This window comes from Pseudomonas inefficax, assembly GCF_900277125.1.
Classification (GTDB): Bacteria; Pseudomonadota; Gammaproteobacteria; order Pseudomonadales; family Pseudomonadaceae; genus Aquipseudomonas; species Aquipseudomonas inefficax.
In genome coordinates, this window is sequence record NZ_OPYN01000001.1 from 1 (window position 1) to 25,486 (window position 25,486).

General features: G+C 62.9%; 21 protein-coding genes, 1 tRNA gene and 1 pseudogene. 9 read left to right on the top strand and 14 right to left on the bottom strand.

The window, feature by feature from the left end; genetic code table 11:
- Positions 1-98 precede the first annotated feature (98 nt).
- The 5 genes and pseudogenes from JV551A3_RS00005 to JV551A3_RS00025 form a co-directional block, all read right to left on the bottom strand.
- Positions 99-731 (bottom strand): hypothetical protein, encoded by a 633-nt coding sequence (locus tag JV551A3_RS00005; RefSeq protein WP_235874528.1) that lies wholly within the window; start codon positions 729-731, stop codon positions 99-101.
- Positions 706-1,287, bottom strand: coding sequence for a DUF6036 family nucleotidyltransferase (locus tag JV551A3_RS00010; protein ID WP_133978218.1), 582 nt, complete (start codon positions 1,285-1,287; stop codon positions 706-708). The genes JV551A3_RS00005 and JV551A3_RS00010 overlap by 26 nt, the downstream gene beginning before the upstream one ends.
- Positions 1,288-1,459: 172 nt before the next feature.
- Positions 1,460-1,618: pseudogene (locus JV551A3_RS00015) on the bottom strand (helix-turn-helix domain-containing protein); the annotation flags it as partial.
- Between the two features lie 382 nt (positions 1,619-2,000).
- A tRNA-Thr gene (locus JV551A3_RS00020) sits at positions 2,001-2,076 on the bottom strand.
- Positions 2,077-2,174: 98 nt separating this feature from the next.
- Positions 2,175-2,423, bottom strand: coding sequence for a hypothetical protein (locus JV551A3_RS00025; RefSeq protein ID WP_112251364.1), 249 nt, complete (start codon positions 2,421-2,423; stop codon positions 2,175-2,177).
- Between the two features lie 306 nt (positions 2,424-2,729).
- On the opposite strand from JV551A3_RS00025, the gene JV551A3_RS30865 reads away from it, so the two are divergent.
- Together JV551A3_RS30865 and JV551A3_RS00030 are read left to right on the top strand one after the other, a co-directional pair.
- Positions 2,730-3,038 (top strand): transposase, encoded by a 309-nt coding sequence (locus JV551A3_RS30865; RefSeq protein ID WP_133970486.1) that lies wholly within the window; start codon positions 2,730-2,732, stop codon positions 3,036-3,038.
- An 8-nt stretch (positions 3,039-3,046) separates the two neighbouring features.
- On the top strand, positions 3,047-3,877 hold the full coding sequence (locus JV551A3_RS00030; protein WP_235874529.1) for an IS3 family transposase: 831 nt from the start codon (positions 3,047-3,049) through the stop codon (positions 3,875-3,877).
- Between the two features lie 186 nt (positions 3,878-4,063).
- Here JV551A3_RS00030 and ycaC (JV551A3_RS00035) read toward each other — a convergent pair whose 3' ends face one another.
- A complete protein-coding gene (gene ycaC / locus JV551A3_RS00035) occupies positions 4,064-4,693 on the bottom strand; it encodes an isochorismate family cysteine hydrolase YcaC (RefSeq protein ID WP_013974760.1) in 630 nt (209 codons plus the stop codon).
- Positions 4,694-4,972: 279 nt separating this feature from the next.
- Here ycaC (JV551A3_RS00035) and JV551A3_RS00045 point away from each other — a divergent pair, with 279 nt between their 5' ends.
- The 3 genes from JV551A3_RS00045 to JV551A3_RS00055 all read left to right on the top strand — a co-directional run bounded on the left by JV551A3_RS00045 (position 4,973) and on the right by JV551A3_RS00055 (position 9,036).
- On the top strand, positions 4,973-5,884 hold the full coding sequence (locus tag JV551A3_RS00045) for a LysR substrate-binding domain-containing protein (protein WP_133976284.1): 912 nt from the start codon (positions 4,973-4,975) through the stop codon (positions 5,882-5,884).
- A 289-nt stretch (positions 5,885-6,173) separates the two neighbouring features.
- Complete coding sequence (locus tag JV551A3_RS00050) at positions 6,174-7,436, top strand: OprD family porin (protein WP_133976286.1); 1,263 nt, start codon at positions 6,174-6,176, stop codon at positions 7,434-7,436.
- A gap of 1 nt (position 7,437) precedes the next feature.
- Positions 7,438-9,036: an MFS transporter gene (locus tag JV551A3_RS00055; protein ID WP_133976288.1), complete on the top strand. Its 1,599-nt coding sequence runs from the start codon at positions 7,438-7,440 to the stop codon at positions 9,034-9,036.
- A gap of 167 nt (positions 9,037-9,203) precedes the next feature.
- Here the strand turns inward: JV551A3_RS00055 and JV551A3_RS00065 are convergent, their stop codons facing one another.
- The 4 genes from JV551A3_RS00065 to ycaC (JV551A3_RS00080) form a co-directional block, all read right to left on the bottom strand.
- Positions 9,204-11,045 (bottom strand): amidohydrolase, encoded by a 1,842-nt coding sequence (locus JV551A3_RS00065; RefSeq protein WP_038410295.1) that lies wholly within the window; start codon positions 11,043-11,045, stop codon positions 9,204-9,206.
- Between the two features lie 377 nt (positions 11,046-11,422).
- The gene (locus JV551A3_RS00070) at positions 11,423-12,241 is read right to left on the bottom strand and encodes an alpha/beta fold hydrolase (protein ID WP_133976290.1); all 819 of its coding nucleotides are present in this window, start codon (positions 12,239-12,241) and stop codon (positions 11,423-11,425) included.
- A gap of 39 nt (positions 12,242-12,280) precedes the next feature.
- Complete coding sequence (locus tag JV551A3_RS00075) at positions 12,281-12,847, bottom strand: antibiotic biosynthesis monooxygenase (RefSeq protein WP_133976292.1); 567 nt, start codon at positions 12,845-12,847, stop codon at positions 12,281-12,283.
- A gap of 114 nt (positions 12,848-12,961) precedes the next feature.
- A complete protein-coding gene (ycaC, locus tag JV551A3_RS00080; RefSeq protein ID WP_133976294.1) occupies positions 12,962-13,591 on the bottom strand; it encodes an isochorismate family cysteine hydrolase YcaC in 630 nt (209 codons plus the stop codon).
- Between the two features lie 313 nt (positions 13,592-13,904).
- Between ycaC (JV551A3_RS00080) and JV551A3_RS00085 the strand changes: the two genes are divergently transcribed.
- A complete protein-coding gene (locus tag JV551A3_RS00085) occupies positions 13,905-15,332 on the top strand; it encodes a mechanosensitive ion channel family protein (protein WP_133976296.1) in 1,428 nt (475 codons plus the stop codon).
- 108 nt (positions 15,333-15,440) lie between these two features.
- On the opposite strand, the gene amaA is transcribed toward JV551A3_RS00085, so the two are convergent.
- Together amaA and amaB are read right to left on the bottom strand one after the other, a co-directional pair.
- The gene (gene amaA, locus JV551A3_RS00090; RefSeq protein WP_133976298.1) at positions 15,441-16,727 is read right to left on the bottom strand and encodes an L-pipecolate oxidase; all 1,287 of its coding nucleotides are present in this window, start codon (positions 16,725-16,727) and stop codon (positions 15,441-15,443) included.
- A 166-nt stretch (positions 16,728-16,893) separates the two neighbouring features.
- The gene (gene amaB, locus JV551A3_RS00095; protein ID WP_003253547.1) at positions 16,894-18,384 is read right to left on the bottom strand and encodes an L-piperidine-6-carboxylate dehydrogenase; all 1,491 of its coding nucleotides are present in this window, start codon (positions 18,382-18,384) and stop codon (positions 16,894-16,896) included.
- Positions 18,385-18,520: 136 nt separating this feature from the next.
- Between amaB and JV551A3_RS00100 the strand changes: the two genes are divergently transcribed.
- Both JV551A3_RS00100 and hglS read left to right on the top strand, forming a co-directional pair.
- Entirely contained in the window at positions 18,521-19,411 is an 891-nt protein-coding gene (locus JV551A3_RS00100; protein WP_133976300.1) for a LysR family transcriptional regulator, read from the top strand.
- A 202-nt stretch (positions 19,412-19,613) separates the two neighbouring features.
- On the top strand, positions 19,614-21,008 hold the full coding sequence (hglS, locus tag JV551A3_RS00105) for a 2-oxoadipate dioxygenase/decarboxylase HglS (protein WP_133976302.1): 1,395 nt from the start codon (positions 19,614-19,616) through the stop codon (positions 21,006-21,008).
- A gap of 113 nt (positions 21,009-21,121) precedes the next feature.
- Here the strand turns inward: hglS and JV551A3_RS00110 are convergent, their stop codons facing one another.
- The gene (locus tag JV551A3_RS00110) at positions 21,122-22,048 is read right to left on the bottom strand and encodes a LysR substrate-binding domain-containing protein (protein ID WP_133976304.1); all 927 of its coding nucleotides are present in this window, start codon (positions 22,046-22,048) and stop codon (positions 21,122-21,124) included.
- Between the two features lie 155 nt (positions 22,049-22,203).
- Between JV551A3_RS00110 and JV551A3_RS00115 the strand changes: the two genes are divergently transcribed.
- A complete protein-coding gene (locus tag JV551A3_RS00115; RefSeq protein WP_133976307.1) occupies positions 22,204-23,592 on the top strand; it encodes a NorM family multidrug efflux MATE transporter in 1,389 nt (462 codons plus the stop codon).
- Between the two features lie 122 nt (positions 23,593-23,714).
- Here the strand turns inward: JV551A3_RS00115 and JV551A3_RS00120 are convergent, their stop codons facing one another.
- Positions 23,715-25,379, bottom strand: a complete 1,665-nt coding sequence (locus JV551A3_RS00120; protein WP_133976309.1) for a putative bifunctional diguanylate cyclase/phosphodiesterase — start codon at positions 25,377-25,379, stop codon at positions 23,715-23,717.
- Between the last annotated feature and the right edge of the window lie 107 nt (positions 25,380-25,486).

The window sequence follows — 25,486 nt, forward strand, 5'->3', positions numbered from 1 at the left end:
ACTTCACAGCGAGTTTGATGCGGTGGTGCGTTAGGCTTGATTGAGATCAATCTGGGAGGAGTACAGCCACTACAAACAACTGACCCAACATTACCGGATCAGTGGTGAGGGGGACGCGTTGCCAACTGGGCATAGCCGTTCGGCAGATGATGGGCATCCACGAAGTGCCGGGTTTGCAGTTCTAGCACCATGTTCATCAGACTGGATACGGGCTCAGCCACGCCCCACGTAGCAGCAACCTTGTCGTAACGGTTTACCGCTTGCGCCTTTTCTACCTGTTTTCCATTCAGAGCTTGAGCCAGGTCCTTCCAGCGGGTGACCAGCTTCTTCATCTGCTCGGCTTGTTCCGGCTTCATGCATGGAAAACGGCGAAGCCGGTCAACCAGATACATCAGGCGCCGCTTCCTTACGGGGGCGAGCCTTGGCATGTTCAAGCGATTTTCCAGCGCTTCGCGCATATCCTCATTTCTGTACCAGAAGAGGAGAGCGAAGGTCTCGGCGACGGCCTTGTCGAGCTTGTCCAGGGAGGTTTTTGTAGCTTGAACGACGAGGTGATCGAGTGCCTGACGGGCATGTTGATCAGAGGAGGGCATGTCAGAGGACACAAGCGCCCAGAGTTTTTCTAGCGAGTAATCGAGCGAGGAGGTGTCGCAATGCCGGGCCCCATGCGCCGTATTCGAGGGCACAGTCATCGCCTCACTGGTATTACTGGCCCCACTCTCGCGCTTCATCGAGAATCAACCTCAGGCAGCTGGTTACGGTGCTTCTATCACAGGGGTAATAGTCGATTGCCTCCCTGGCAAGCCTATCAAATTCCTTGAGGTTCAGCTTGCCTGACCTGATAAGCAGATTGATGTCATCCTGGTCGCGTTCGGTGAATCTCCCGAGTTTCGAAATGGCGAGATCGATCGGGTGAGCGATGAAAACCTGTAAAGGAGAGGACTCTTGGCCGGGAAGGAGGATTGCCCGCGCATCGTAGTCTTCATGCAAGGGGCATAGCGAGTTATTGAATTGCTGGTCGAACACCACGGACAGGTCCTGACCATCCTGCTCGTAGTCTTCCGGCGCGGCATAAACTGCCTTTATTTCCTCCCTGAGCAGGTGTTCGCTGGCCTGAATCTCCGCATCGACGTCCGCACTGCCGCGGGCATTCGTCAGCATGTGCAAGGCGCACCCGCCAAATACATAGATCTTGACTGTTCCCGAACGCTGTCCAGCCAGTAGTGGCAAGGCTCTATCGAAGAGTTGGCGCACAGCCTGCGCCAAAGGGGTTTGCAGGTGCAGCATGAGGCAGGCTCCTGAGGTAGGCAGGGCACTTTAACCACGGATGGCGCCAGAGTTGTTTCGTTGAAACATCGCTTTGCAAAAAGCAGAGTTGTGGCTCTTTAGCACGCTGTGCGTAGGGTCTGCGCTACGTCTTTATTGCTCAAACACGAGCAGCAGGAAATGGGGTGTTGGTTCAGCTGCCAGGTGCCTGAGTGATCACGATCTGCGGCGGTGAACCGGCATCGTTCGAGGGCAGGGTGAGGCTGGTACGAAAGCCGAGCTTGTCGAGCATGTCTATCATGGCGTCGAGGGTGAACTTCTCGATCCTGCCATTTGCAAGTTCAGATATTCGTTTTGGGTGTTGATAAGAGAGTGGTGTCTTCTTTGGGATTGCTGGGGCCGCTGCGCAGCCCATCGCAGGCAAGCCAGCTCCTACACCGACCGCATTGACCTCAAGCCTTGCGCTAATTCTGTAGGCTTTAGCCGCGAAAATCGGTGCAGCCGGTGCCCTCCACCGAGTCGCCTGATTCGCGGGTGAACCCGCTCCCACAGGTACTGCGCTGGCTTCGGGTTAACGCTGTACATGTGGAGCCTGGCTTGCCAGCGATGGGGTCGGTACAGGCGATACAAGCCATTTGCCCCTGTCCCAGCCTGGGCCAAGGCTGAGACGTGCTTTGGCGACCCTGAAAACAAAAAAGGCCCACCTTTCGGTGAGCCTTTTTTGATACTTCGTATGGTGCCGGCACCAGGAATCGAACCCGGGACCTACTGATTACAAGTCAGTTGCTCTACCATCTGAGCTATACCGGCAATGGGGCGTCATTATAACGATCGGTTGGCGCCTGTAAACCACTTCCTTGCGAATGTTCGCAAATGACCTAAGTCACCGGCCTGAAAGAAGAATTTTCCTACCAGCCACGGTGGATGGTGGTGACGCTCGGCTCGGTTTTGCCCGGGTTGAAGAACAGCTTGTCGTTGTCGCAGCCGCGCTTGCGGCAGGGGCTTTCCGTGCGCAGTGGCAGGCCGTTGTCGCCGCCCAGCTGCATGGCGGGGTGGTTCCAGCCCAGGCTGCTGGTGGGATGGGGCGCGGTGCCGCTGGCGCAGCCGGTCAGGGCCAGGGCGAGGGTCAGCAGGGCGAGGGGCTTGGTCTGGGTCACGATGGTCGGGTCCGTTAGTCCATTGTCGGTTCTGGCGCAACGCCAGAAGGTCGCGGGGCTGGCGGGCAGCGCGCGACGTCACTTTTTAATCATTTGGGGGGCGGATGATACACCGTAGGGCGGGATCAGCGGTGAGGCTTTAGCTTTTTTGTTGCCTGTTCTGGCCTCTTCGCGGGTGAACCCGCTCCCACAGGGAATATCACTATTCTTACGTCCTGGTGAGTACGTGTGGGAGCGGGTTTGAACTGGCCTAATGATCCCGGACACCTCTTAAGGGCGATATGATTCGCCCAATCAGGAGGTTTCATGCAAGAACGAAAGACCTACACCCGCGAGTTCAAGCAACGTGCCGCCAGCATGGTTCTAGATGACCACTGCTCGATTCCCGACGTCTGCGCTTCAATGGACGTCGGCCCTACAGCCCTGCGCCGCTGGGTTGATCAGGTACGTAAAGAGCGACAGAAGGGCCAGCCAGTAGCCGGTACCAAAGCGATCAGCGACGAACAGCGAGAGCTCCAGCAGCTGCGAGCCAAGATCAAGCGCCTGGAGACCGAGGCTGAAATCTTAAAAAAGGCTACGGCTCTCTTGATGTCGGATCCCGATCGTTTTTCCTGATCGAGGAACTGAGAGAGTCAGGCTCGTATCCGACCAGCCTCCTTTGCAGTGCGCTGAGCGTGTCCCGTAGCGCGTTTTATGACTGGCTTCGCCGCCGTTCAGCACCGAATACCAAGCGTGACGAACTCAGAGAAAAAGTCGTTCAGCTGCACGTCGAAAGCAGGGGAAGCGCGGGTGCGAGAATGATCTCTGAGTACCTGAAGGCCCAGCAGCTCAAGGTGGGACGGTATCTGGCCGGAAAACTCATGGAGGAGGCGAATCTGGACAGCAAGCAACGCCGTCCGCATCGAAATCGCTCCAAAGGCGTTGAAGCGTTTGTGGCCAAGAATCTGCTCGCGCGTAACTTTGAGCCAACAGCAATTAACCAGGTCTGGTGCGGTGATGTGACCAGTTTGATGGTCGGGAAGCGCTGGTATCACCTAGCAGTAGTGATTGATTTGTTCGCGCGTCGGATCGTTGGCTGGGCGTTTTCTCTGATCAACGACGCCAACCTGGTTAGCAAGGCGCTGAGGATGGCAGTAGGGGTCAGGGGCAAGCATGCAGGCTTGATGTTTCACTCGGATCAAGGCTGCCAATACACCAGCCAGCGCTTCCAGTCCGAGCTGCTTGAGCATGGGATAACGCAGAGCATGAGCCGCAGGGGACAATGCTGGGACAACGCACCGACAGAGCGTTTCTTTGGGACGCTAAAGTCAGAATGGGTGCCGCCTAAGGGCTACAAGGAAGTTGAAGAGGCCAAGCAGGACATGACCAGCTTCTTCATGCGATACAACCGAATCAGGCTCCATAGCTACAACAACTACTTGTCGCCAATAGCTATGGAGCAGCAGGCGGCTTGATCACCGTAACTGGTGTCCGGAAATACTTGACCAGAACAAACCCGCTCCCACAAGGATCACCACAGGCGCTGAAACTGTGCAGTACCTGTGGGAGCGGGTTTACCCACGAAAGGGCCAGCGCAGCAAACAAAAAAGGCCAGCTCCCTACAGAGGAAGCCGGCCTTTTTGCATTCAACTAACGGGCTGTTACTTACCCGCAGTCAGCGCGTTGTAGCTGGTAATCAGGTTGCGATAATCCGGAATGTGGTTGGAGCACAGCGCCGCCAGCCCTTCGATGTCGTTGCGCCAGTCGCGGTGCAGCTCACAGGCCACGCCGAACCAGGTCATCATTTGCGCGCCGGCGCGGCTCATGCGGTCATGGGCAGCATCGCGGGTCATTTCGTTGAAGGTGCCGGAAGCATCGGTCACCACGAACACTTCGAACTCCTCTTCCAGGGCCGACAGCGCCGGGAAGGCTACGCACACTTCGGTCACCACGCCGGCGATGATCAGCTGCTTCTTGCCGGTGGCCTTCACCGCCTTGACGAAGTCTTCGTTGTCCCAAGCATTGATCTGGCCTGGGCGGGCGATGTACGGGGCGTCCGGGAACAGGGCCTTCAGCTCTGGTACCAGCGGGCCGTTGGGGCCTTGCTCGAAGCTCGTAGTGAGGATGGTCGGCAGGTTGAAGAACTTGGCCAGGTCGGCCAGGGCCAGTACGTTGTTCTTGAACTTGTCCGGCTCGATGTCACGGACCAGGGACAGCAGGCCAGCCTGGTGGTCAACCAGCAGGACAGCGGCGTCGTCTTTGTTCAGGCGGTTGTAGGTGAATTTGCTCATGGTCTGTGCTCCTAAGGGTTATGAATTTTTCAGCAATCTGGGGTGTTTCGCGTTGATGGGCACAGATTAAAATCATCACCTTTGTGGCGGTAGATAGCAGAATTTGGCTTTAGCGTTCCGTTTTATGAACGATGGATTTGTGGGGGCTGTGCCGGCCTCTTCGCGGGTAAACCCGCTCCCACAGGGATGGCGCCGGGTTTGAGCCCTGTGCAGTACCTGTGGGAGCGGGCGTGTCCGCGAAGAGGCCAGTACAGGCAACCAACAACCGGAGACCGATCATTGGAAGACCTCAACTCCCTCTACTACTTCACCCAGGTAGTCGAGCACGGCGGCTTCGCCCCGGCTGGCCGGGCGCTGGACATGCCCAAGTCGAAGCTCAGCCGGCGCATTGCCGATCTCGAAGACCGACTGGGCGTACGCCTGCTGCACCGCACCAGCCGCCACTGCTCGCTCACCGAGATCGGCCAGGCCTACTACAATCGCTGCCTGGCCATGCGCGTGGAGGCCGAGGGCGCGGCGGAGATCATCGAGCGCAACCGCAGCGAACCGCGCGGTCTGGTGCGTATCAGTTGCCCGACCACCCTGCTCAATTCCTGGGTCGGGCCGATGCTGACCCGCTACATGCTCAAGTACCCGCAAGTGGAACTGTTCATAGAGAGCACCAACCGCCGCGTCGACCTGCTGCACGAGGGTTTCGACGTCGCCCTGCGGGTGCGCTTTCCACCGCTGGAGAACACCGACATGGTGATGAAGGTACTGAGCAACAGTACCCAGTGCCTGGTCGGTCAGCCGCAGTACCTGGAGCAACTGCCCAAGGGGTTTGACCCACAGTTGCTGGGCACGCTGCCCAGCGTGCATTGGGGCAGCGCGCAGCGGGAGTATCAATGGGAGCTGTTCCAGGGCGAGGACAGCAGCCGCAGCATCGTCATCCCGCACACGCCACGCATGGTGACTGACGACCTGTTCGCCTTGCGCCATTTCGTGGTGGCGGGGGTGGGCATTGCGCACCTGCCGCGGGTGGCGGTGCGCGAGGACCTGGCGGCAGGGCGGCTGGTGGAGTTGCTGCCGGACTGGCACCCGCGCTGCGGCATCGTGCATGCGATCTTCCCGTCGCGGCGCGGGTTGCTGCCGTCGGTGCGGGCGCTGATCGACCATCTGGCCGAGGAGTTTGCGATCAGCGACATGGCTTGAGCCGGTTGCCGCCTGTGCCGGCCTCTTCGCGGGTAAACCCGCTCCCACAGGGTCATCACTAGCTCCAAGGCCTGTGCAGTACCTGTGAAAGCAGGTCACCATTAGCTCCAAGTCCTGTGCAGTACCTGTGAAAGCAGGTCACCATTAGCTCCAAGTCCTGTGCAGTACCTGTGGGAGCGGGTTTACCCGCGAAGAGGCCGGCACCGGCAAAACCAGCCAGAGCACACATATACAAGACCCCTGGCCTATCCTTCATTCACAGTCCCGGATCATTCCCCCAGGAGCCTCCATGATCCGCGCCACTCACGGACCAGGCCGCACCCTGCTCGCCACCCTCGCCCTGTGCCCGGCGCTCAGCCAGGCCGAAGAGCCCGGCTGGTCGCTGCTCAGCCGCAACTACTTCCTGCACAGCGACTTCCGCTCGCCCTCCGGTAGTGGCCAGAACTACCGCCAGGAATGGGCCCAGGGCTTCATTGGCGAAATCCGCTCCGGCTTCACCGAGGGCACGCTCGGCGTCGGCATCGATGTCCATGGTTTTCTCGGCCTCAAGCTCGACGGCGGCCGCGGCCATGCCGGCACTGGCCTGCTGCCGCGCGACAGCGATGGCCGGGCCGAGTCCGACTACTCCAGCGCCGGCGCGGCACTCAAGCTACGCCTGGGCAACACCCAGCTGCGCTACGGCGAAATGACCGTGGAAACCCCGGTGTTCGACACCAGCGACAAACGCCTGCACCCGGAATACGCCACCGGCTGGTTCCTGGACAACACCGACCTGCCAGACTGGCGCCTGCAGGCCGGGCGCTTCACCGCCTTCAACAACCAGGACAACAGCTCCAGCCATGATGACTTCAGCGGCTACGGCGCTACCACCGACAACCGCGCCATCAGCCTGGCCGGTGCCGCGTTCGCTCCCGACGGGCCATTCGGCGGCGCGCTGTACGCTGGCCAGCTGGAGGACACCTGGCGCCAGGCTTACCTCAACCTGAACCTGGCCGAAGGCAACTGGCGCCTGGACGGCAACCTGTACAAGACCCGCGACACCGGCAATGCCAGTGCCGGGGCAATCGACACCCTCGCCTACAGCCTGCTGGCCAGATACAGCGTCGGCGCCCAGGCGCTGAGCCTGGCCTACCAGAAGGTCGAGGGCGACACCCCGTTCGACTTCGTCGGCGGCGATTCCATTTACCTGGCCAACTCGATCAAGTACGCCGACTTCAACGGCCCCGGCGAGCGCTCGTGGCAACTGCGCTACGACCTCGACTTCGCCACCCTCGGCGCCCCCGGCCTGAGCCTGATGGGCCGCTACGTCAGCGGCCGTGGCATCGACGGCAGCCATGCTCCGGCCGGCGGCGCCTATGTGGACCAGTACGGCGACGGCGGCAAGCACTGGGAGCGCGACATCGACCTGAAATACGTGGTGCAGTCCGGCGCCGCCAAGGACCTGAGCCTGTCGTTTTCCCACGTCAGCCACCGCGCCAACCAGGCCCAGGCCGGCGATGACATCGACCGGATCTACCTGATCATCGAATACCCACTCAAAGGCAGCTTCTGACATGAGCACGTCCCCTTCAGGCGCCTGGAGCCCATTGCGCAACACCACCTTCCGCATGCTGTGGATCGCCACCATCGCTTCCAACATCGGCACCTGGATGCATGAGGTAGGCGCCGGCTGGCTGATGACCACGCTGTCGGCCAGCCCGTTGCATGTGGCTCTGATCCAGGTAGCCGGCTCGCTACCGATGTTCTTCCTCGCCCTGCCGGCCGGCGCGGCGGCGGATATCGTCGACAAGCGCCGCTACCTGTTGCTGGTGCAGTTGTGGATGTCGTCGGTGGCTGTGGTGCTGGCGGCCCTGACCCTGCTCGGGCTGATGAACGTCACCCTGCTGCTGGCGCTTACCCTGGCGCTGGGCATCGGCACGGCACTGATGATGCCGGCCTGGAGTGCGCTGACACCGGAGCTGGTGGGCAAGGACGACCTGGCCAACGCGGTGGCGCTATCCAGTGTCGGTATCAACGTGTCGCGCGCCATCGGCCCGGCTTTGGCGGGCGTGGTGGTGAGCATGGTCGGCCCGTGGCTGACCTTCGCCCTGAATGCCATCTCGTTCGCCGGGGTGATCCTGGTGCTGTTCCTGTGGAAACGCGAGGTGAAGGAACCGCTGCTGCCGGCCGAGCGCTTCGTCGGCGCCATGCGCACCGGGCTGCGTTTCGCGCGCAGCGCCAAGCCCTTGCAAGCCGTGATATTGCGCGCCTTGGCGTTCTTTTTCTGCGCCAGCGCCGGCACCTCGCTGCTGCCGTTGATCGTGCGTGGCGAGATGCACGGCACCGCCGCCGATTTCGGCCTGCTGCTGGCGGCCATCGGCATTGGCGCGGTGGCCGGCGCCACCTTGCTGCCACGCCTGCGCGAACGCATCAGCCGCGACCGCCTTGTGCTGCTCGCCAGCCTGCTGTATGCCCTGTTCCTGCTGGCACTGGCGCTGGTGCGCAATTTCTATGTGCTGCTGCCGGCGATGCTGCTCAGCGGCGCGGCGTGGATCGCCGTGCTGTCCAACCTGCAGGTGGCGGCGCAGACCTCGGTGCCGGCCTGGGTACGGGCGCGGGCGTTGTCGGTGTACATCCTGATCTTCTTTGGTGCCATGGCCAGTGGCGGGTTGCTGTGGGGCACGCTGGCCAGCCATGCGACGATCACCTTGAGCCTGCTGCTGGCCGCAGGTGGCCTGGCGCTGGGCACGCTGCTGACCTGCAAGGTAGCGCTGCCGGAAACCGCAGCCGAGGAGCTGACGCCGTCACTGCATTGGCCAGTGCCGCTGCTGAGCGACGACATGGACAAGGAAAGCGGGCCGGTGATGGTCACCGTGGAATACCACATCGAGCCAGCCAAGGCGGACGCGTTCCAGCAGGCTGCGCGGGAGCTGGAGGCGATGCGCAAGCGCAATGGCGCGTTGTCGTGGGGGTTGATGCGCGACAGTGCGGACCCGGCGTTGTGGCTGGAGTTCTTCTTCGAGGAATCGTGGCTGGAGCATTTGAGGCATCACCACCGGGTAACCCGGGGTGAGCTGAAGATCGAGGCCCGGGTGCGGATGTTGCAGACCGAGGGTGTGGAAGTGAAGATTCGGCATCTGTTGGCTGGAGCTGAGCACAAGGCTCACCATTGATGTTGGCCTTTCTGGCCTCTTCGCGGGCTCGCCCGCTCCCACAGGTACAACGACAACCTTGAGGTTTGTGTTATCCCTGTGGGAGCGGGCGAGCCCGCGAAGAGGCCAGCACAGAAGGAACAAAAAAGGGGGCCAATAACTGGCCCCCTTCTCCACATCAGCTCAGCTTAGAAAGCAAAGCACGAACAACCCAACGCCCCCCAGAAGCCCTGGAAGTCATTCACCGGCACATTCGAATGCCGTGCCTTCTCATGGCTGTGCGCATGCACCCCGCAAGGCCCCACACACTGGTGCGCCACCGCTGCCAGCGATGGCGTGCCCACGCGCCAGTGGCCCGGCACCTTGGTCACCGGCGACCATTCCGGCAGCACTGGCACCTGGGGCGGGCCGAGCTTGTCGAATTCCGCCGCGCCATACACCACCTTGCCGTCGACCACGGTCAGCACCGACTCGATGCCCTTGATCGCCTCTTCATCGACACTGAAGAAGTCCAGCGACAGCGCCGCCAGGTCGGCCAGCTGGCCCACCTTGATCTGGCCTTTCTTGCCCTGTTCGCTGGAGAACCAGGCGCTGCCTTGGGTGAACAGCTGCAGCGCAGTGTCTCGGCTGAGGCCTTCCGGGTACAGCTCCATGCCACCGACGGTCTTGCCGCTGACCAGCCAGTACAGCGAGGTCCACGGGTTGTAGCTGGACACGCGGGTAGCGTCGGTACCGGCGCCCACCGGCACGCCCATGTCGAGCATGCGCTTGATCGGCGGGGTCTGCTCGGCGGCCTTGGCACCGTAGCGGTCGACGAAATACTCACCCTGGAAGGCCATGCGGTCCTGGATGGCGATACCGCCGCCCAGCGCACGCACTCGCTCGATGTTCTGCGGGGTGATGGTTTCGGCGTGGTCGAAGAACCACGGCAGGCCATTGAACGGGATGTCGCGGTTCACCTTCTCGAACACATCGAGCATGCGCGTGATCGATTCGTTGTAAGTGGCATGCAGGCGGAACGGCCAGCGCTGCTCGACCAGGTGGCGCACCACCGGTTCCAGCTCTTGTTCCATGGTCTGCGGCAGGTCCGGGCGCGGCTCGAGGAAGTCCTCGAAGTCGGCGGCGGAGAACACCAGCATTTCGCCAGCGCCATTGTGGCGCAGGAAGTCGGTGCCGCTGTGCAGCTTCACGCTGGAGGTCCACTTGCGGAAGTCGTCCAGCTCTTCCTTGGGCTTCTGGGTGAACAGGTTATAGGCAATGCGCACGGTCAGCTGGTTGTTGTCGGCCAGCTCCTGGATCACCTGATAGTCGTCCGGGTAGTTCTGGTAGCCACCACCGGCATCGATGGCGCTGGTCAGGCCCAGGCGATTGAGCTCGCGCATGAACTGGCGAGTGGAGTTGACCTGGTATTCCAGTGGCAGTTTCGGCCCCTTGGCCAAGGTGGCGTAGAGAATCATCGCGTTGGGGCGGGCGATGAGCATGCCGGTCGGGTTGCCGAACTTGTCTCGCTGGATCTCCCCACCCGGCGGGTTGGGCGTGTCCTTGGTGTAACCGACGGCCTTGAGCGCGGCGCGGTTGAGCAGCGCACGGTCATACAGGTGCAGCAGGAATACCGGGGTGTCCGGTGCAGCCTGGTTGATTTCTTCCAGGGTGGGCATGCGTTTTTCGGCGAACTGGAACTCGTTCCAGCCACCGACCACGCGCACCCACTGCGGGGTGGGCGTACGCGCGGCCTGGTCCTTGAGCATACGCAGGGCATCGGCCACCGACGGCACACCTTCCCAGCGCAATTCCAGGTTGTAGTTCAGGCCACCACGGATCAGGTGCAGGTGCGAGTCGTTCAGGCCGGGGATTACCGTGCGCTGCTTGAGGTCGATGATCTGCGTGGTAGCGCCCTTGTGGGCCATGGCTTCGGCGTCATTGCCTACCGCGATGAAACGGCCATCCTTGATGGCGACGGCGGTCGCGGTGGGCTTTTCACGATCAACGGTGTGCAGTTTACCGTTGAACAGAATGAGATCGGCGGTCATGGAACCTCCTTGGGTGGATGCGTGAGCGGAACCGGCGGAGCCGGTAAAGGGCAATGCGGACCAGAGCGCGCCGGCGGCACCGAGCACGGTACTGGTGGCGAGGAACTGGCGACGGGTCTTGTCGTTGCGGTCCTGGGACATGGTCTTCTCCGTCCGGGTGCGGTAGCGGCAGGCGCAACTGCGGAGCATGCCGGTTGGTGTAGGGGCAAGGCTTGGATGGATGTGCGGTGGGTGGTTGAAGGTTAGCCCGGTTCAGCATTTGTGCTGCCTGGGCTGGCTTCTTCGCGGGTGAACCCGCTCCCACAGGGGATATCACAGTTTTCAAGGCCGGTGGTGTCCCTGTGGGAGCGGGTTTACCCGCGAATGCCCCAGCACAGTTACTTCTGAAGGAACGCCAGCAAGTCTTGATTGAGTTGCTGTGCATGAGTCACCGCAAACCCGTGCGGCGCCCCTGCATACACCTTCAGCTCAGCCCCGCGAATCAGTTCCGCCGCCTGCTTGCCGGTGGTCTCGAACGGCACGATCTGGTCGTCATCGCCATGGATCACCAGAGTCGGCACATCGATCTTGGCCATATCCGGGCGGAAGTCGGTTTCGGAGAACGCGGTCACGCAATCCAGGGTGCCCTTGATCGATGCCATCAGCGCAATGTTCAGGGTCTGGGTCTGCACACCTTGGGACACCTGCTGCCCATGGTTTATGCCATAGAACGGCGCAGCGAAATCGGCGATGAACTGCGCCCGGTCGGCGCGCAGGCCGGCGCGGATGCCCTCGAACACCGACAGGTCGACACCTTCAGGGTTGTCGTCACGCTTGCCGAACACCGGCGTTACCGCGCCCAGCAGCACCAGCCCTGCCACCCGCTCGCTGCCGTGTCGGGCGATGTAGCGGCTGACGTCACCGCCACCCATCGAGAAGCCCACCAAGGTCACGTCGCGCAGGTCGAGGTGCTCGATCAGCTGGGCGATGTCATCGGCGAAGGTGTCGTAGTCGTAACCGCTCCACGGCTGGCTCGAACGGCCGAAACCACGGCGGTCGAAGGCGATGGCGCGGTAGCCGCGGCTGGCCAGGAATTCCATCTGCGAATCCCACATGTCGGCATCCAGTGGCCAGCCGTGGCTGAACAGCACGGGCTTGCCACTGCCCCAGTCCTTGAAGTAGATCGAAGTGCCATCGCGGGTAACGAACGTGCTCATGTCGGTATCTCCTTGAAAATGTCGAGGTAAAGGCTTGGCTCAGCCACGCAGCCAGTTGGCGCAGCGGCGGGTTACCCAAGGCATGATGTAGAACACCACGGGCAGGATGACGAACAGGTTGACGATCAGGTTGCTGGTGATTGCGCCCCCCAGCTGCGGGAAGCGTGCGAACAGCGGCGCCAGCAGTTGCGGAATGACCATGGTCATCGGGCAGATCACCAGGTAGGTCAGCAGCGCCTGCTTCCAGCGCGGCGGCTGCGCTGCGCTGGTGCTCGGCGGGGTGAACCAGAACTCCGGGTCGTCGTGCACCTGGGTGTGGTCACCGCCCTCGAGCAGCGGCAGTACTTCGTTGACCAGTGTCTGGCGCTCGGCCGAGTTGACCCAGGCCTGCAGCAGGCTGGCATCGGCGAAGCGCACCACGGTGGTGAAATGCAGCCCGCCGTCGTCAGGGCGGATGACGTTGACGTCCAGGTGCCCCGGTTGGCGGCGCGCAGCGCTGACCGTGCGCTTGAGCCATGCTTCGTATGCGACCAGCGAAGTGGCGCGAACCTTGTGCTGGATGACCAGGGTCACCACGTTGCGGTTGTCTTGGGGTGCGGTGTTCATCGGCGTTCCTTGGGATGAGCTTGCCCGCATCCACTGTGCAACGGCGGACGGGCGCTGGATTGGACAGGTGTGCTGCCTTGGTGGGCACCGGCTGGCGGTGCCCGCGCATCTGGCTTACTTGTTGGCGTTGAAAGCGTTGTAGCTGCTGATCAGGTTGCGGTAGTCCGGGATGTGGTTGGAGCACAGCGCGGCCAGCCCTTCAATGTCGTTGCGCCAGTCGCGGTGCAGCTCACAGGCCACGCCGAACCAGGTCATCAGTTGTGCGCCGGCCTGGCTCATGCGGTCGTGGGCGGCGTCGCGGGTCATGGCGTTGAAGGTGCCGGAGGCATCGGTGACCACGAACACTTCGAACTCTTCTTCCAGGGCCGACAGTGCCGGGAAGGCTACGCACACTTCGGTCACCACACCGGCGATGATCAGCTGTTTCTTGCCGGTGGCCTTCACTGCCTTGACGAAATCCTCGTTGTCCCAGGCGTTGATCTGGCCTGGGCGGGCGATGTACGGGGCGTCCGGGAACAAGGCTTTCAGTTCCGGAACCAGCGGGCCGTTCGGGCCTTGTTCGAAGCTGGTGGTGAGTATAGTCGGCAGGTTGAAGAACTTGGCGAGATCGGCCAAGGCCAATACGTTGTTCTTGAACGCGTCCGGCTCGATATCGCGGACCAGGGACAGCAGGCCAGCCTGGTGGTCGACCAGCAGGACAGCGGCGTCGTCTTTGTTCAGGCGGTTGTATTTGAAGTTGGTCATGGTCGTTGCTCCTGAAGATTTTGATCTTTGTTGGGTGTTTCGCGTTGATGGGAGAAGATTAAAACCATGACATTTTTGGCGGTAGATAGCGGTTTTTGGCTCTAGCGTTCTGTTTTATGAACGATGGTTTTGTGTGGACTGTCCCGGCCCTTTCGCGGCTAAAGCCGCTCCCACAGGGATTGCGCTGGATTTGAATCGGGCGCAATACCTGTGGGAGCGGCTTTAGCCGCGAAGAGGCCGGCACAGGCCCCATTGCCTGCCCGGCCAACCTGCTCTATTACTACCCACAGCCCTCCCCTCACCCGAGACCACCATGCTGGCGTTCATCCAGTCATACCCGTTGTTGCTCGGCACCGCCTTGATCCTGCTCGACCTCGTGCTCTGGCAACTGATTCCTCTCCAGCAAAGGGCCTGGCGCATCGGCGCGCGGCTGGTGCTGTTCCTGCTGTTCAGCTCGGTGCTGGTGGCTGCCGGCATGAGCCCGCTGCAACCGCCACCCTGGCCCGATGATGTCTCGCGCAACCTGATCGCCACGGTACTGGCGATCGGCTGGTGGCTGTTCGGCGCACGCACGGTGACGGTGGTGTTCGGCCTGTTGCTGGTTGCCCGCGGCAGCCATGGTGGGCGTTTGCTGCAGGATGTGCTGGGGGCGCTGATCTTCCTGGCAGCCGTGGTCGCTGCCGCGGGCTATGTGTTGCAGTTGCCGGTGAAAGGCCTGCTGGCCACATCGGGGGTAATGGCCATCGTTATCGGCCTGGCGCTGCAGAGCACATTGGCCGATGTGTTCAGTGGCATCATCCTGAACACCACGCGGCCGTATCAGATTGGCGACTCGATCTCCATCGACAACACCGAAGGCAAGGTATTGGAAATCGACTGGCGTGCCACCCGCCTGCTCACCAGCACCGGCAGCCTGGCGGTGATCCCTAACTCGGTAGCGGCCAAGGCCCGGCTGCTCAACCACAGCCGCCCGGCCGATGTGCACGGGGTGTCGATCAGCGTGGTGGTGCCGGCCAAGGTGCGGCCCAAGCGGGTGTTCGATGCGCTGGAAAAGGCCTTGCAAGGGGTCAGTGCCATTCTTGCAACCCCAAAACCAAAGGTAACGGTGAAAGCCTCGACGCTGGAATCAGTGGAGTACGAAGCCAGTGGCTTCGTGGCCGACGCGGGCGCGAAGGGCGACGCGCGCAACCAGCTGTTCGACCTGGCCCACCGGCACCTGGAGGCCAGCGGGGTAATGTGGAACGCCGACCTGGCCATGCCACCACGCAGCCGACAGCGCGAGGTGCTGGACGAGGTGCGGGTGTTCCGCTCGCTGAGCGCTGAAGAGCGCGACGCGCTGAGCCAGCGCATGACGGCGGTGGAATACCTGGCGGATCAGGTAATTCTGGGCGTGGGCGAGCATTCCGATCATTTGCTGGTGATTGGCAGCGGGGTGGTTTCGGCGTCGATTCGCGATGGCGACAGGCTGGTCGAGGCCGGGCGCATGGGGCCGGGCGAGGTGCTAGGTATCGAGGGGATCATCGACGAAGAAGAATCGCTGGCCGAGTTCCGCACGTTGACCGGTTGCGTGCTGTATCGAATCGACAAGGAACAGGTGAAGAGCTGCCTCGTGCAACGCGGCGATGTGCAGACGGCGTTGAGCAAGTTGCAGCGATTTCGGCGGCAGAGCCGGGAGTCGTTGTTGTTGCAGAAGCCGGTTTCGATCAAGAAGGGCGGCTTCCTCAGCTGGTTGCACAAGTAAGCCTGTGCTGGCCTCTTCGCGGGTAAACCCGCTCCCACAGGGACCACACAGGCCTCAAGGACAGTGGAGATCCTGTGGGAGCGGGTTTACCCGCGAAGGGGCCAGTGCTTACAACACAACTCTCAGGCATTGCCCCGCGTGGTACAGCGAGAACCCGGACTCATAGAACGCAGTCCGCAGCGAGGGCGCACTCACGCCCTTCATCGGCGAGAACGGAATCGGCAGGCTGCCCTCCTCACCCTTCAGCAGGAACTCGGCAAACGCCCGGCCAATCACGGTCCCGGTGGTATTGCCCCGCCCATTGTATCCGGTCACCGCCACCAGCCCTGGCGCCGGCTCGAACAGGCGCATCAGGTGATCGGGGGTGAAATCGATACAGCCGGTCCAGTGCATTTCCCACTCGACCTTGCCCAGCTCCGGGTAGTAGTGGCTCTGGATGCGGTCGGCCCAGCTGCGCACGAACCACGCCGGCTTGTTGTCGACCCGGCCCAGGCTGCCTAGCAGCAGACGGCCCTGGTCGTCGCGACGGATGCTGCTGAGCACGGTGCGGGTGTCCCAGGAGCCTTGACCATGTGGCAGCACCTTGTCGGCTGCAGCCCCCTGCAACGGCTTGGACGCCACCTGGTAGTAATAGCCACGGAAGAACTGCTTCTGCAGGTTGCTCCAGTCGCCTTCGGTGTAGGCGCCGGTGGATATCACCACCTTGTCGGCGCGCACCGAACCACGCGCGGTCTTCACCCACCAGGCATCGCCGTCACGCTCCAGGCCTTCGACCGAAGACTGCTGGAACAGCTTGCCACCCAGGCGTGCCACCGCTGCGGCCAGGCCCTGGGTGTAGCCCATGGGGTTGATGGTGCCAGCGCGGCGGTCGAGCAGCGCGGCGGAAATCTTGTCAGTGCCGCAGTATTCCTGGCACTGGGCGCCGGTCAGCAGCTCCACATCGGCACCACGGCGGCGCCATTGTTCGTGGCGGGCTTCGAGGTCGGCGATACCGGTGGCGTTGTGCGCCATGTGCAGCGTGCCTTTGTGCTGGGCCTGGCAGTCGATGCCGAGGCGTTCGATCATGGCGAACACTTCAGCCGGGGCTTCGCCGAGCACCTTGTTCAGACGGCTGCCCTGCTGCAGGCCGAGGGTGGCCTCGACATCGTCGGGGCGGATCCATGTGCCAGCGTTGACCAGGCCGACGTTGCGCCCGGAGCCACCGTGACCGATCTTCCAGGCCTCCAGCAGGATCACCGACTTGCCCTGTTCGAGCAGGTGGATGGCCGCCGACAGGCCGGTAATGCCGCCACCGATCACGCAGACATCGGCCTTGTGCTCACCAGCCAGGGCCTGGGCGGCGACGGTCGGTTTGCTGACGAATTCCCACAAGCATTCTTGACGCAGTTCGGACATGGCCCGGCTCCAGCAACTTGTTCTTGTTAGGGGCCATTGTGCGGCCCATTCGCGGGTAAACCCGCTCCCACAGGTGCATCACAGGTTTCGAAACTGTGTTGTACCTGTGGGAGCGGGTCCACCCGCGAACCGGGGGCCAGGCCCCCGGCCATGCAGCATCAGCCGATCAGTCGAACACGATACCCTGCGCCAGCGGCAGTTCGCGCGAGTAGTTCACGGTGTTGGTCTGACGACGCATATAGCCTTTCCAGGCATCCGAACCGGACTCACGGCCACCGCCGGTCTCCTTCTCGCCACCGAACGCACCGCCGATCTCGGCGCCGCTGGTGCCGATGTTGACGTTGGCGATGCCGCAGTCGCTGCCCGAGGCGCTCTGGAAGCGTTCGGCTTCACGGATGTCGGTAGTGAAGATGCACGACGACAGGCCTTGTGGCACTTCGTTGTTCAGGCGCAGGGCCTCTTCGAAGTCGTCGTAGGCCAGCACGTACAGGATCGGGGCGAAGGTTTCGTGGCGTACCACGTCGCTTTGCGCCGGCATTTCAGCGATTGCAGGCGATACGTAGTAGGCGTTGGGGTACTGGTCGGCCAACTGACGCTCGCCACCGAATACCTGGCCACCTTCGTCGCGGGCCTTGGCCAGCGCGCCCTGCATGGCGTCGAACGACTGCTTGTCGATCAGCGGGCCCACCAGGTTGTCCTTGCGTGGGTCACCGATACGTACCTTGCCGTAGGCGGCTTTGACGCGGGCCACCACTTCGTCCTTGATCGAACGGTGCACGATCAGGCGGCGCAGGGTGGTGCAACGCTGGCCGGCGGTGCCGACTGCGGAGAACAGGATGCCACGCACGGCCAGGTCGAGGTCGGCGCTGGGGGCCAGGATCATGGCGTTGTTGCCACCCAGTTCGAGGATGCTGCGGCCGAAGCGGGCAGCCACACGTGGGCCGACTTCGCGCCCCATGCGGGTGCTGCCGGTGGCGCTGACCAGCGGAACGCGCGGGTCGTCGACCATGGCTTCGCCGGCTTCACGGCCGCCGATCACCAGTTGTGCTAGGCCTGCCGGGGCATCACCGAAGGCTTTCAGGGCTTTTTCGAACAGCGCCTGGCAGGCCAGGGCGGTCAGCGGGGTCTTCTCGGACGGTTTCCATACCACCGAGTTACCGGCGACCAGGGCCAGGGCGGTGTTCCAGGCCCAGACTGCGACCGGGAAGTTGAAGGCGCTGATCACGCCGACCACGCCCAGCGGGTGCCAGGTTTCACGCATGTGGTGGCCAGGGCGCTCGGAAGCGATGGTCAGGCCGTACAGCTGGCGCGACAGGCCAACGGCGAAATCGCAGATGTCGATCATTTCCTGCACTTCACCCAGGCCTTCCTGAGTGATCTTGCCGGCTTCGATCGAAACCAGCTCGCCGAGGTCGGCCTTGTGCTCACGCAGCACTTCGCCAAACAGACGCACCAGCTCGCCACGGCGCGGGGCCGGCACGCTGCGCCAGGCTTCGAAGGCGCTCTGGGCCTGATCGATGCGGGCGATGGTCTCGGCCTTGCCGAGCAGTTTCACCGAGGCGATCTGGCTGCCGTCGATCGGCGTGTGAACAGGGTAGTCGCCCTGGGTGTAAGCCTCGGCAGCAACGCCAAGGCGCTCGAGCAGTCCAGCAACCATTTGTGCATCTCCTACATCGGGTGATGGGGTGGAAAAATGATGTGGATCAGTATTAATCCGATCACACCAGTGCAACAAACGACCTTTATTCCGCATATCATTCCGTCAGGTAATGATTTGAGCCGCAGAGACCGCTATGTCCAAACGCCTGGTGCCCTCCATGACCGCCCTGCAGTGCTTCGAAGCTGCAGCCCGCCATTTGAGCTTTACCCGTGCCGCCGAGGAGCTGCACCTGACCCAGAGCGCGGTCAGCAAGCAGGTGGCGCAGCTTGAAGACATGCTGCGCCATCACCTGTTCCTGCGTATCCGCCGCCGCCTGCAGCTGACGCCAGCGGGCAGCCTGTACCTGGCCGAGGTCAACAAGATCCTCACCCAGGTGGATATGTCCAGCCGCTACGTGCTCACCTACGGCGAGCAGACCGAGATATTGAAGGTAGCTACTCAACCGAGTTTTGGCGTGCGCTGGTTGATCCCGCACCTCAAGGGCTTTGGCAAGCGCCACAACAACATCCACCTGGATATCCGCAACGAGATGGAGCCGTTCGCCCTGCTGCAGGGCTCGGCGGACGTGGTGTTCTTCTATGGCCAGGGCACTTGGCCGGGGGCCACCTGCGTGGAGCTGTTCGGTGAGGAGGTGGTGCCGGTGTGCGCGCCGGAGCTGCTGGCGGGGCTTGAGCTGGGCGATGCCGCGGAGCTGGCCAATTTGGTGCTATTGCAGAGCACCTCGCGGCCGGAAGCCTGGCACGAGTGGTTCCTGGAATTGGGTTTGCAGAGCGTCAGTGCCTACCATGGGCCGCGCTTCGATACGTTCTACATGGCCCTTAGTGCGGCGCAGGCCGGGTGCGGGGTGGCGTTGGTGCCGCGCTACCTGGCAGCGAAGGAGTTGGCCGAGGGGAGTTTGGTGGTGCCGTGGAACCACGCGATGCGCAGTGCCGGGGCGCATTACCTGGCGTATGCCGAGCATGCGGCCGAGGTGCCCAAGGTAAGGGCGTTGGTGGAATGGATTCGTGAGCAGTTATCGGCTTGAGGGCCTCTTCGCGGGCACGCCCGCTCCCACAGGGACCGCGCAAGTTCTGAACTCTGTGCAGTACCTGTGGGAGCGGGCGTGCCCGCGAAAGGGCCCTTGAGGTCGATCATAAAAGGAATGACACTCTCACTTTTTTTCGCTTGTGAGCCAAGTGCATTCCCAGCTTTCATGTAAGCGTCCGAACCCAACCAGGAAGCTAGCGATGCCCGCCCACGATTTCGTCAGCCCCGACAGCATCCGCGCGCAGTTCTCTGCCGCCATGTCGCTCATGTACAAACAGGAAGTGCCCCTGTACGGCACGCTGCTGGAGCTGGTGAGCGAAATCAACCAGCAGGTCATGGCCCAGCAACCTGAGGTTGCCGCGGCCCTGCGCTGGACCGGCGAAATCGAGCGCCTGGACCAGGAGCGCCATGGTGCCATCCGTGTCGGCACCGCCGCAGAGCTGGCCACCATCGCCCGGCTGTTCGCGGTCATGGGCATGCAGCCAGTCGGCTACTACGACCTCAGTTCCGCCGGCGTGCCGGTGCATTCCACCGCCTTCCGCGCTGTGCACGAGCAGTCGCTGCACGTCAGCCCGTTCCGCGTCTTCACTTCGCTGCTGCGCCTGGAGCTGATCGACAACCCGCAACTGCGCGAGCTGGCAGAGAGCATCCTGGCCAAGCGCCAGATCTTCACTGCCCGCGCCCTTGAACTGATCGACCAACGCGAGCGCGATGGTGGCCTGAACGCCGCCGATGCCGAGGCGTTCGTGCAGGAAGCGCTGCACACCTTCCGCTGGCACCATGACGCCACCGTCACTGCCGAGCAGTACCAGCAGTTGCACGACCAGCACCGCCTGATCGCCGATGTGGTGGCCTTCAAGGGCCCGCACATCAACCACCTGACCCCGCGCACCCTGGACATCGATGCAATCCAGCTTGGCATGCCGGCCAAGGGCATCCCGCCGAAGGCCGTGGTCGAAGGCCCGCCCACCCGCCGCCATCCGATCCTGCTGCGCCAGACCAGCTTCAAGGCCCTGCAGGAAAAGGTCGCCTTCAGCGACCAGCAGGGCAGCGAAGGCAGCCATACCGCGCGGTTTGGCGAAATCGAGCAGCGCGGCGCGGCGCTGACGCCTAAAGGCCGCCAGCTGTACGACAAGCTGCTCGACGCCACCCGCGCCGCCCTGGGTGGCGCCCCGGCCGAGGCCAATGCCGAACGCTACATGGCGTTGCTGAAGGACACCTTTGCCGAATTCCCGGATGACCTGGCGCAGATGCGTGAACAGGGGCTGGCCTACTTCCGCTACTTCGCCACCGAAAAAGGCCTGGCCGCGCGAGACCAGGACGGCCGCCCGACCACACTGGAAGGGTTGATCGAGGCTGGTCATGTGCACTTCGAGGCGTTGGTGTACGAGGACTTCCTGCCGGTGAGCGCGGCGGGGATCTTCCAGTCCAACCTGGGTGACGATGCGCAGGCCGAGTATGGCAGCAACGCCAATCGCGATGCGTTCGAAGCGGCGCTGGGGCTGCAGGTGCAGGATGAGCTGGCGCTGTATGCGCAGAGCGAGCGCCGGTCGCTGCAAGCCTGTGCACAGGCGTTGAACCTGGGCTCGATGTAAGGCGTTGCGGCCTCTTCGCGGGTAAACCCGCTCCCACAGGTTCGGTGCAGTCCTTGAGGCCAGCGCTGCACCTGTGGGAGCTGGCTTGCCGGCGATGAGGCCAGTACAGGCGATCAGAGTGGCGGCAGGATTTCCACATCCGGCAAATCCATCGCCGCCACCTCCTCTTCCAGAAAATCGCTCAGCCGCCGCAACCGCTCGCCCCCCGGCCGAGTGCGCGGCCACACCAGGTAATAATCCATCCCACTGGGCACCGCCGTAGGCCATGGCAGGCTCAAGCGCCCCTGCGCCACATCCTCGGCCACCATCAGCAAATCGCCCATGGAAATGCCGTAGCCACGCGCCGCAGCAATCATGCCCAGTTCCAGGGTGTCGAACACCTGCCCGCCCCTGAGCGAAACCTTGTCACTCAACCCCATGCGCTCCAACCATTCCCGCCAGTCGCGCTTGTCCACCGTGGGGTGCAGCAGTTCGATGCAGGCCAGCCGACGCTCGTCCCAGGGCTCCTCGTCGAGCAAGTCTGGCGCACCTACGGGGATCAACAACTCCGGGAACAACTTGCGCACTTCCCATTCCGGCGGGAACACCCCGTCGCTGAGCAACACCGCGCAATCGAAAGGTTCCTGATTGAAGTCCACGTGGTCGACATCCATCCAGGCGCTGGTCAGCTGCACTTCGTTGCCAGGCTGCAAGTGGCGAAAGCGGCTAAGGCGCGCCAGCAACCAGCGCATGGTCAGGGTCGAGGGGGCCTTCATGCGCAGGATGTCATCCTCACCGCGCAAGGTATCGCAAGCCCGTTCCAGCGCGGCAAAGCCTTCGCGCACGCCGGGCAGCAGCACCCGCGCCGCTTCGGTCAGTTGCAGGCTGCGGCCGCTGCGCACGAACAGGCGGCAGGCAAAGTGCTCCTCCAGTGTGCGGATATGCCGGCTGACCGCGCTCTGGGTAATCGACAGCTCTTCGCCGGCGCGGGTGAAGGAGCTTAGCCGCGCAGCGGCTTCGAATGCGCGCAGGGCATACAGCGGGGGAAGCTGACGGGACATGAGGCACCTGCCATACGGGGCTGTGGGGTGAATCACCGGGGAGCATATATGCATGAGTCATACTCATGCCAATGATCGCTTTTATCCTTTTGTGCAAAGTTGACCAAAGCCTCAGAATCGCCCTTCGTTAATCACCCCAGGAAAAGGACTGCCCCATGCATGTCGCGCCCACAACCGAACTCAAGGCTTTGCTGCGCCTGGCCGGGCCGCTGATCGCCTCGCAGTTGGCGCACATGCTGATGGTGCTGACCGATACCCTGATGATGGCCCGCATCAGCCCGCAAGCCCTGGCTGGCGGCGGTCTGGGCGCGGCAAGCTACTCGTTCGTGTCGATCTTCTGCCTGGGCGTGATCGCTGCGGTCGGTACCCTGGTAGCGATTCGCAAGGGCGCCAACGACATCGAGGGCGTCACCCGCCTGGCGCAGGGTGGCCTGTGGCTCGCCTGGGGCCTGGCCCTGTTCGCTGCGCTGGTGCTGTGGAACCTTGAGCCGGTGCTGCTGCTGTTCGGGCAAAAGCCCGAGAACGTTGCCTCGGCCGCCGAATTTCTCACCCTGCTGCCACTGGCCCTGCCCGGCTACCTGACCTTCATGGCCTTGCGCGGCTTCACCAGCGCGCTGGGCCGGTCTACCCCGGTGATGGTCATCAGCCTGATAGGCACGGTGCTCAACTACCTGTTCAACGTCGCGCTGATCGAAGGCATGTTCGGCCTGCCCAAGCTGGGCCTGATGGGCATCGGCCTGGTCACTGCGGTGGTGTCGATGGGCATGGCCATTGCCTTGGCGTTGTATATCCGCTGGCACCCGGCGTATATCGCCTACCCGCTGCGCAAGGGCCTGTCACGCCCGTCGCTGCCGGCCCTGCGCGAGCTGTGGCGGCTGGGCCTGCCGATTGGCGGCACCTACATGGTGGAAGTCGGCCTGTTCGCCTTCGCCGCGCTGTGCATGGGCGTACTGGGCAGTACCGAGCTGGCGGCGCACCAGATCGCCCTGCAGATCGTCTCCACGGCGTTCATGGTGCCGACCGGGTTGTCGTATGCGGTGACCATGCGCGTGGGGCTGTACTACGGCGCCGGCAACCTGCTGGCGGCGCGCAGCGCCGGGCGGGTGGGCATCGGCTTCGGGGCGATGATCATGTTTGCCTTCGCCGCACTGTTCTGGCTGCTGCCCGAATCGCTGGTGGGGTTGTTCATCGACCGTAATGACCCGGCATTTGCGGCGATCTTCCAGCTGGCGGTGCAGTTGCTGATGGTGGCAGCGTGGTTCGAGCTGTTCGATGGCATGCAGACGATTGCGATGGGCTCGATCCGTGGGCTGAAAGATGCCAAGACGACCTTCCTGATCGGGCTGGTGTGCTATTGGCTGGTGGGGGCACCTAGCGCCTGGCTGTTCACCTTTACCCTGGGCGGTGGCGCGGTAGGGGTCTGGTGGGGGCTGGCGTTGGGGCTGGCTTGTGCGGCGGTGGCGCTGACCTTTGGCTTTGAGTGGCGGATGAAGCGGCTTTTGAGAAAGGCTGATTTGCCTGACGGGTCTGCACTGTCTGTGTAATTGCTGGGGCTGCTTTGCAGCCCTTTCGCGACGCAAGGCCGCTCCCACATGGTCCTGCGTTCGCCGATCAATGTGGGAGCGGCCTTGTGTCGCGATGGAGGGCGAAGCCCTCCCCTGCAATGTCACATGCTAACCAGCCTCGGCTTGCTGTAATCCAGCAAGAACTCCATCAACTCCCCCACCGGCAGCGGCTTGCTGACCAGGAAGCCCTGCACCTGGTCACAGCCAAACCCGCGCAGCAAAGCCATCTGCTCTTCACTCTCCACCCCTTCGGCCACCACTTCCAGGTTGAGGTTGTGCGCCAGGTTGATCATGGCGTGCACGAGCTTGCGGTTCTCCTCGCGCATTTCCATTTCCGCGACAAAGCTGCGGTCCACCTTCAGCAAGGTGATCGGCAAGCTGTTGAGGTGCACGAACGAAGAGAACCCGGTACCGAAATCATCGAGCGAGAAGCGCACACCCAGGCGCCCCAGGGCGTCCATGGTCTGGCGCACCAGCTCGTTACGGCGCATGACCGCCGTTTCGGTCAACTCGAACTCCAGCCAGCGGGCATCCACGCCATGTTCGAGGATCAGGCGGCTCAAGGTCGCCAGCAGCTGGCTGTCCTGGAACTGGCGGAAGCTCAGGTTGACCGCCATGTGCAGTGGTTCCAGGCCGCGCTCGCACAGCGCCTGCATGTCGCGAAGGGCACGGGATATCACCCAGTACCCCAGCGGCACGATCAGGCCGCTCTGCTCGGCCAGCGGCACGAACTCGCTGGGCGGCAACAGGCCGCGCTCGGCATGCCGCCAGCGCACCAGCGCCTCGAGGCCGACGATGCGCCCGTCGGCCAGGTTCAGCCGCGGCTGGTAATGCAGCTCCAGCTCGTCCCGGCGCAAGGCGCGGCGCAGTTCGCTTTCCAGGTCGGCAAGGCTGCGGGCATTGCGGTTGATGCGCTCGTTGAACACATGGAAAGTGCAACCCTGGCTGCCCTTGGCCTGGCGCATGGCGATGTGCGCGTGCCACATCAACGGGTCGGCACCACCCTGGGCACGGGCGTGGGCCAGGCCCAGGCTGCAGCCCAGCAACAGGCTTTCGCCGTCGACCCAGTAAGGTTCGGCCAACGCCTCGACAATCCGCTCGGCTATCCATTCGGCACGGTTGGGATCGCGTCGGGTATCGATCAGCAGGGCGAACTCGTCGCTGCCCAGGCGCGCCAGCTGGTCGCCGGCCTCCAGTTGCTGTTTAAGCCGCGCCACCACCAGCAGGATCAGGCGGTCGCCACTCTGGTGGCCGAGGGCGTCGTTGACGTGGCGGAAGTTGTCCAGGTCCAGGTGGCCAAGGGCAAGGCCACCGCCGTCGTTCTCGGCCAGGCGCGCGGTCAGCAAGGCCTGGAAGCCCTGGCGGTTGGCGATGCCGGTCAACGGGTCCTGCTCGGCCAAGCGCTGCAAGGTGGCCACCAGCACACCGCGCTCGCGCACATGGCGCAACGAGCGGCGCAAGGTGTCGGCATTGAGCTGGTCACGCACCAGCCAGTCGCTGACAGCGCTGGGGGCTATCTGGGGCTCGTGGTCAAGTAGCAGGATGCTCGGCAACTCGCAGCGTCCGGGCGCGGGCTGCAGGGCCGGGGTTGCCAGCACAATGGCCTGGCGGTCCTGGTTGAACAGGCTGTCGACCGACTCCCAGTTCGGCGCTGTCAGCAGCACGGCGCTGCCACCCAGGGCAGGCATGCACGCGCGTAGCAGCGCCCCCCATTCCGGCTCATCGGCCAACAGCAGCAAACGCAATGGTTCGACAGGCGTGGACAAGCGGGCTCCTTAGGGTTTCACGGTGCAACGGAAACTGCCAGGTATGCTACTGCATTAATGAAAATGATTTTCACTTTAATGCATGTTTTTACCGCTGTAGCATCCCG

What these genes read in the sequence shown, in the direction of transcription:
- JV551A3_RS00005 (WP_235874528.1), bottom strand. Translation starts at nt 731, where the DNA reads ATGAAGCGCGAGAGTGGGGCCAGTAATACCAGTGAGGCGATGACTGTG.
- JV551A3_RS00010 (WP_133978218.1), bottom strand. Translation starts at nt 1,287, where the DNA reads ATGCTGCACCTGCAAACCCCTTTGGCGCAGGCTGTGCGCCAACTCTTC.
- JV551A3_RS30865 (WP_133970486.1), top strand. Translation starts at nt 2,730, where the DNA reads ATGCAAGAACGAAAGACCTACACCCGCGAGTTCAAGCAACGTGCCGCC.
- ycaC (WP_013974760.1), bottom strand. Translation starts at nt 4,693, where the DNA reads ATGAGCAAATTCACCTACAACCGCCTGAACAAAGACGACGCCGCTGTC.
- JV551A3_RS00050 (WP_133976286.1), top strand. Translation starts at nt 6,174, where the DNA reads ATGATCCGCGCCACTCACGGACCAGGCCGCACCCTGCTCGCCACCCTC.
- JV551A3_RS00055 (WP_133976288.1), top strand. Translation starts at nt 7,438, where the DNA reads ATGAGCACGTCCCCTTCAGGCGCCTGGAGCCCATTGCGCAACACCACC.
- JV551A3_RS00065 (WP_038410295.1), bottom strand. Translation starts at nt 11,045, where the DNA reads ATGACCGCCGATCTCATTCTGTTCAACGGTAAACTGCACACCGTTGAT.
- JV551A3_RS00070 (WP_133976290.1), bottom strand. Translation starts at nt 12,241, where the DNA reads ATGAGCACGTTCGTTACCCGCGATGGCACTTCGATCTACTTCAAGGAC.
- JV551A3_RS00075 (WP_133976292.1), bottom strand. Translation starts at nt 12,847, where the DNA reads ATGAACACCGCACCCCAAGACAACCGCAACGTGGTGACCCTGGTCATC.
- ycaC (WP_133976294.1), bottom strand. Translation starts at nt 13,591, where the DNA reads ATGACCAACTTCAAATACAACCGCCTGAACAAAGACGACGCCGCTGTC.
- JV551A3_RS00085 (WP_133976296.1), top strand. Translation starts at nt 13,905, where the DNA reads ATGCTGGCGTTCATCCAGTCATACCCGTTGTTGCTCGGCACCGCCTTG.
- amaA (WP_133976298.1), bottom strand. Translation starts at nt 16,727, where the DNA reads ATGTCCGAACTGCGTCAAGAATGCTTGTGGGAATTCGTCAGCAAACCG.
- amaB (WP_003253547.1), bottom strand. Translation starts at nt 18,384, where the DNA reads ATGGTTGCTGGACTGCTCGAGCGCCTTGGCGTTGCTGCCGAGGCTTAC.
- JV551A3_RS00100 (WP_133976300.1), top strand. Translation starts at nt 18,521, where the DNA reads ATGTCCAAACGCCTGGTGCCCTCCATGACCGCCCTGCAGTGCTTCGAA.
- hglS (WP_133976302.1), top strand. Translation starts at nt 19,614, where the DNA reads ATGCCCGCCCACGATTTCGTCAGCCCCGACAGCATCCGCGCGCAGTTC.
- JV551A3_RS00110 (WP_133976304.1), bottom strand. Translation starts at nt 22,048, where the DNA reads ATGTCCCGTCAGCTTCCCCCGCTGTATGCCCTGCGCGCATTCGAAGCC.
- JV551A3_RS00115 (WP_133976307.1), top strand. Translation starts at nt 22,204, where the DNA reads ATGCATGTCGCGCCCACAACCGAACTCAAGGCTTTGCTGCGCCTGGCC.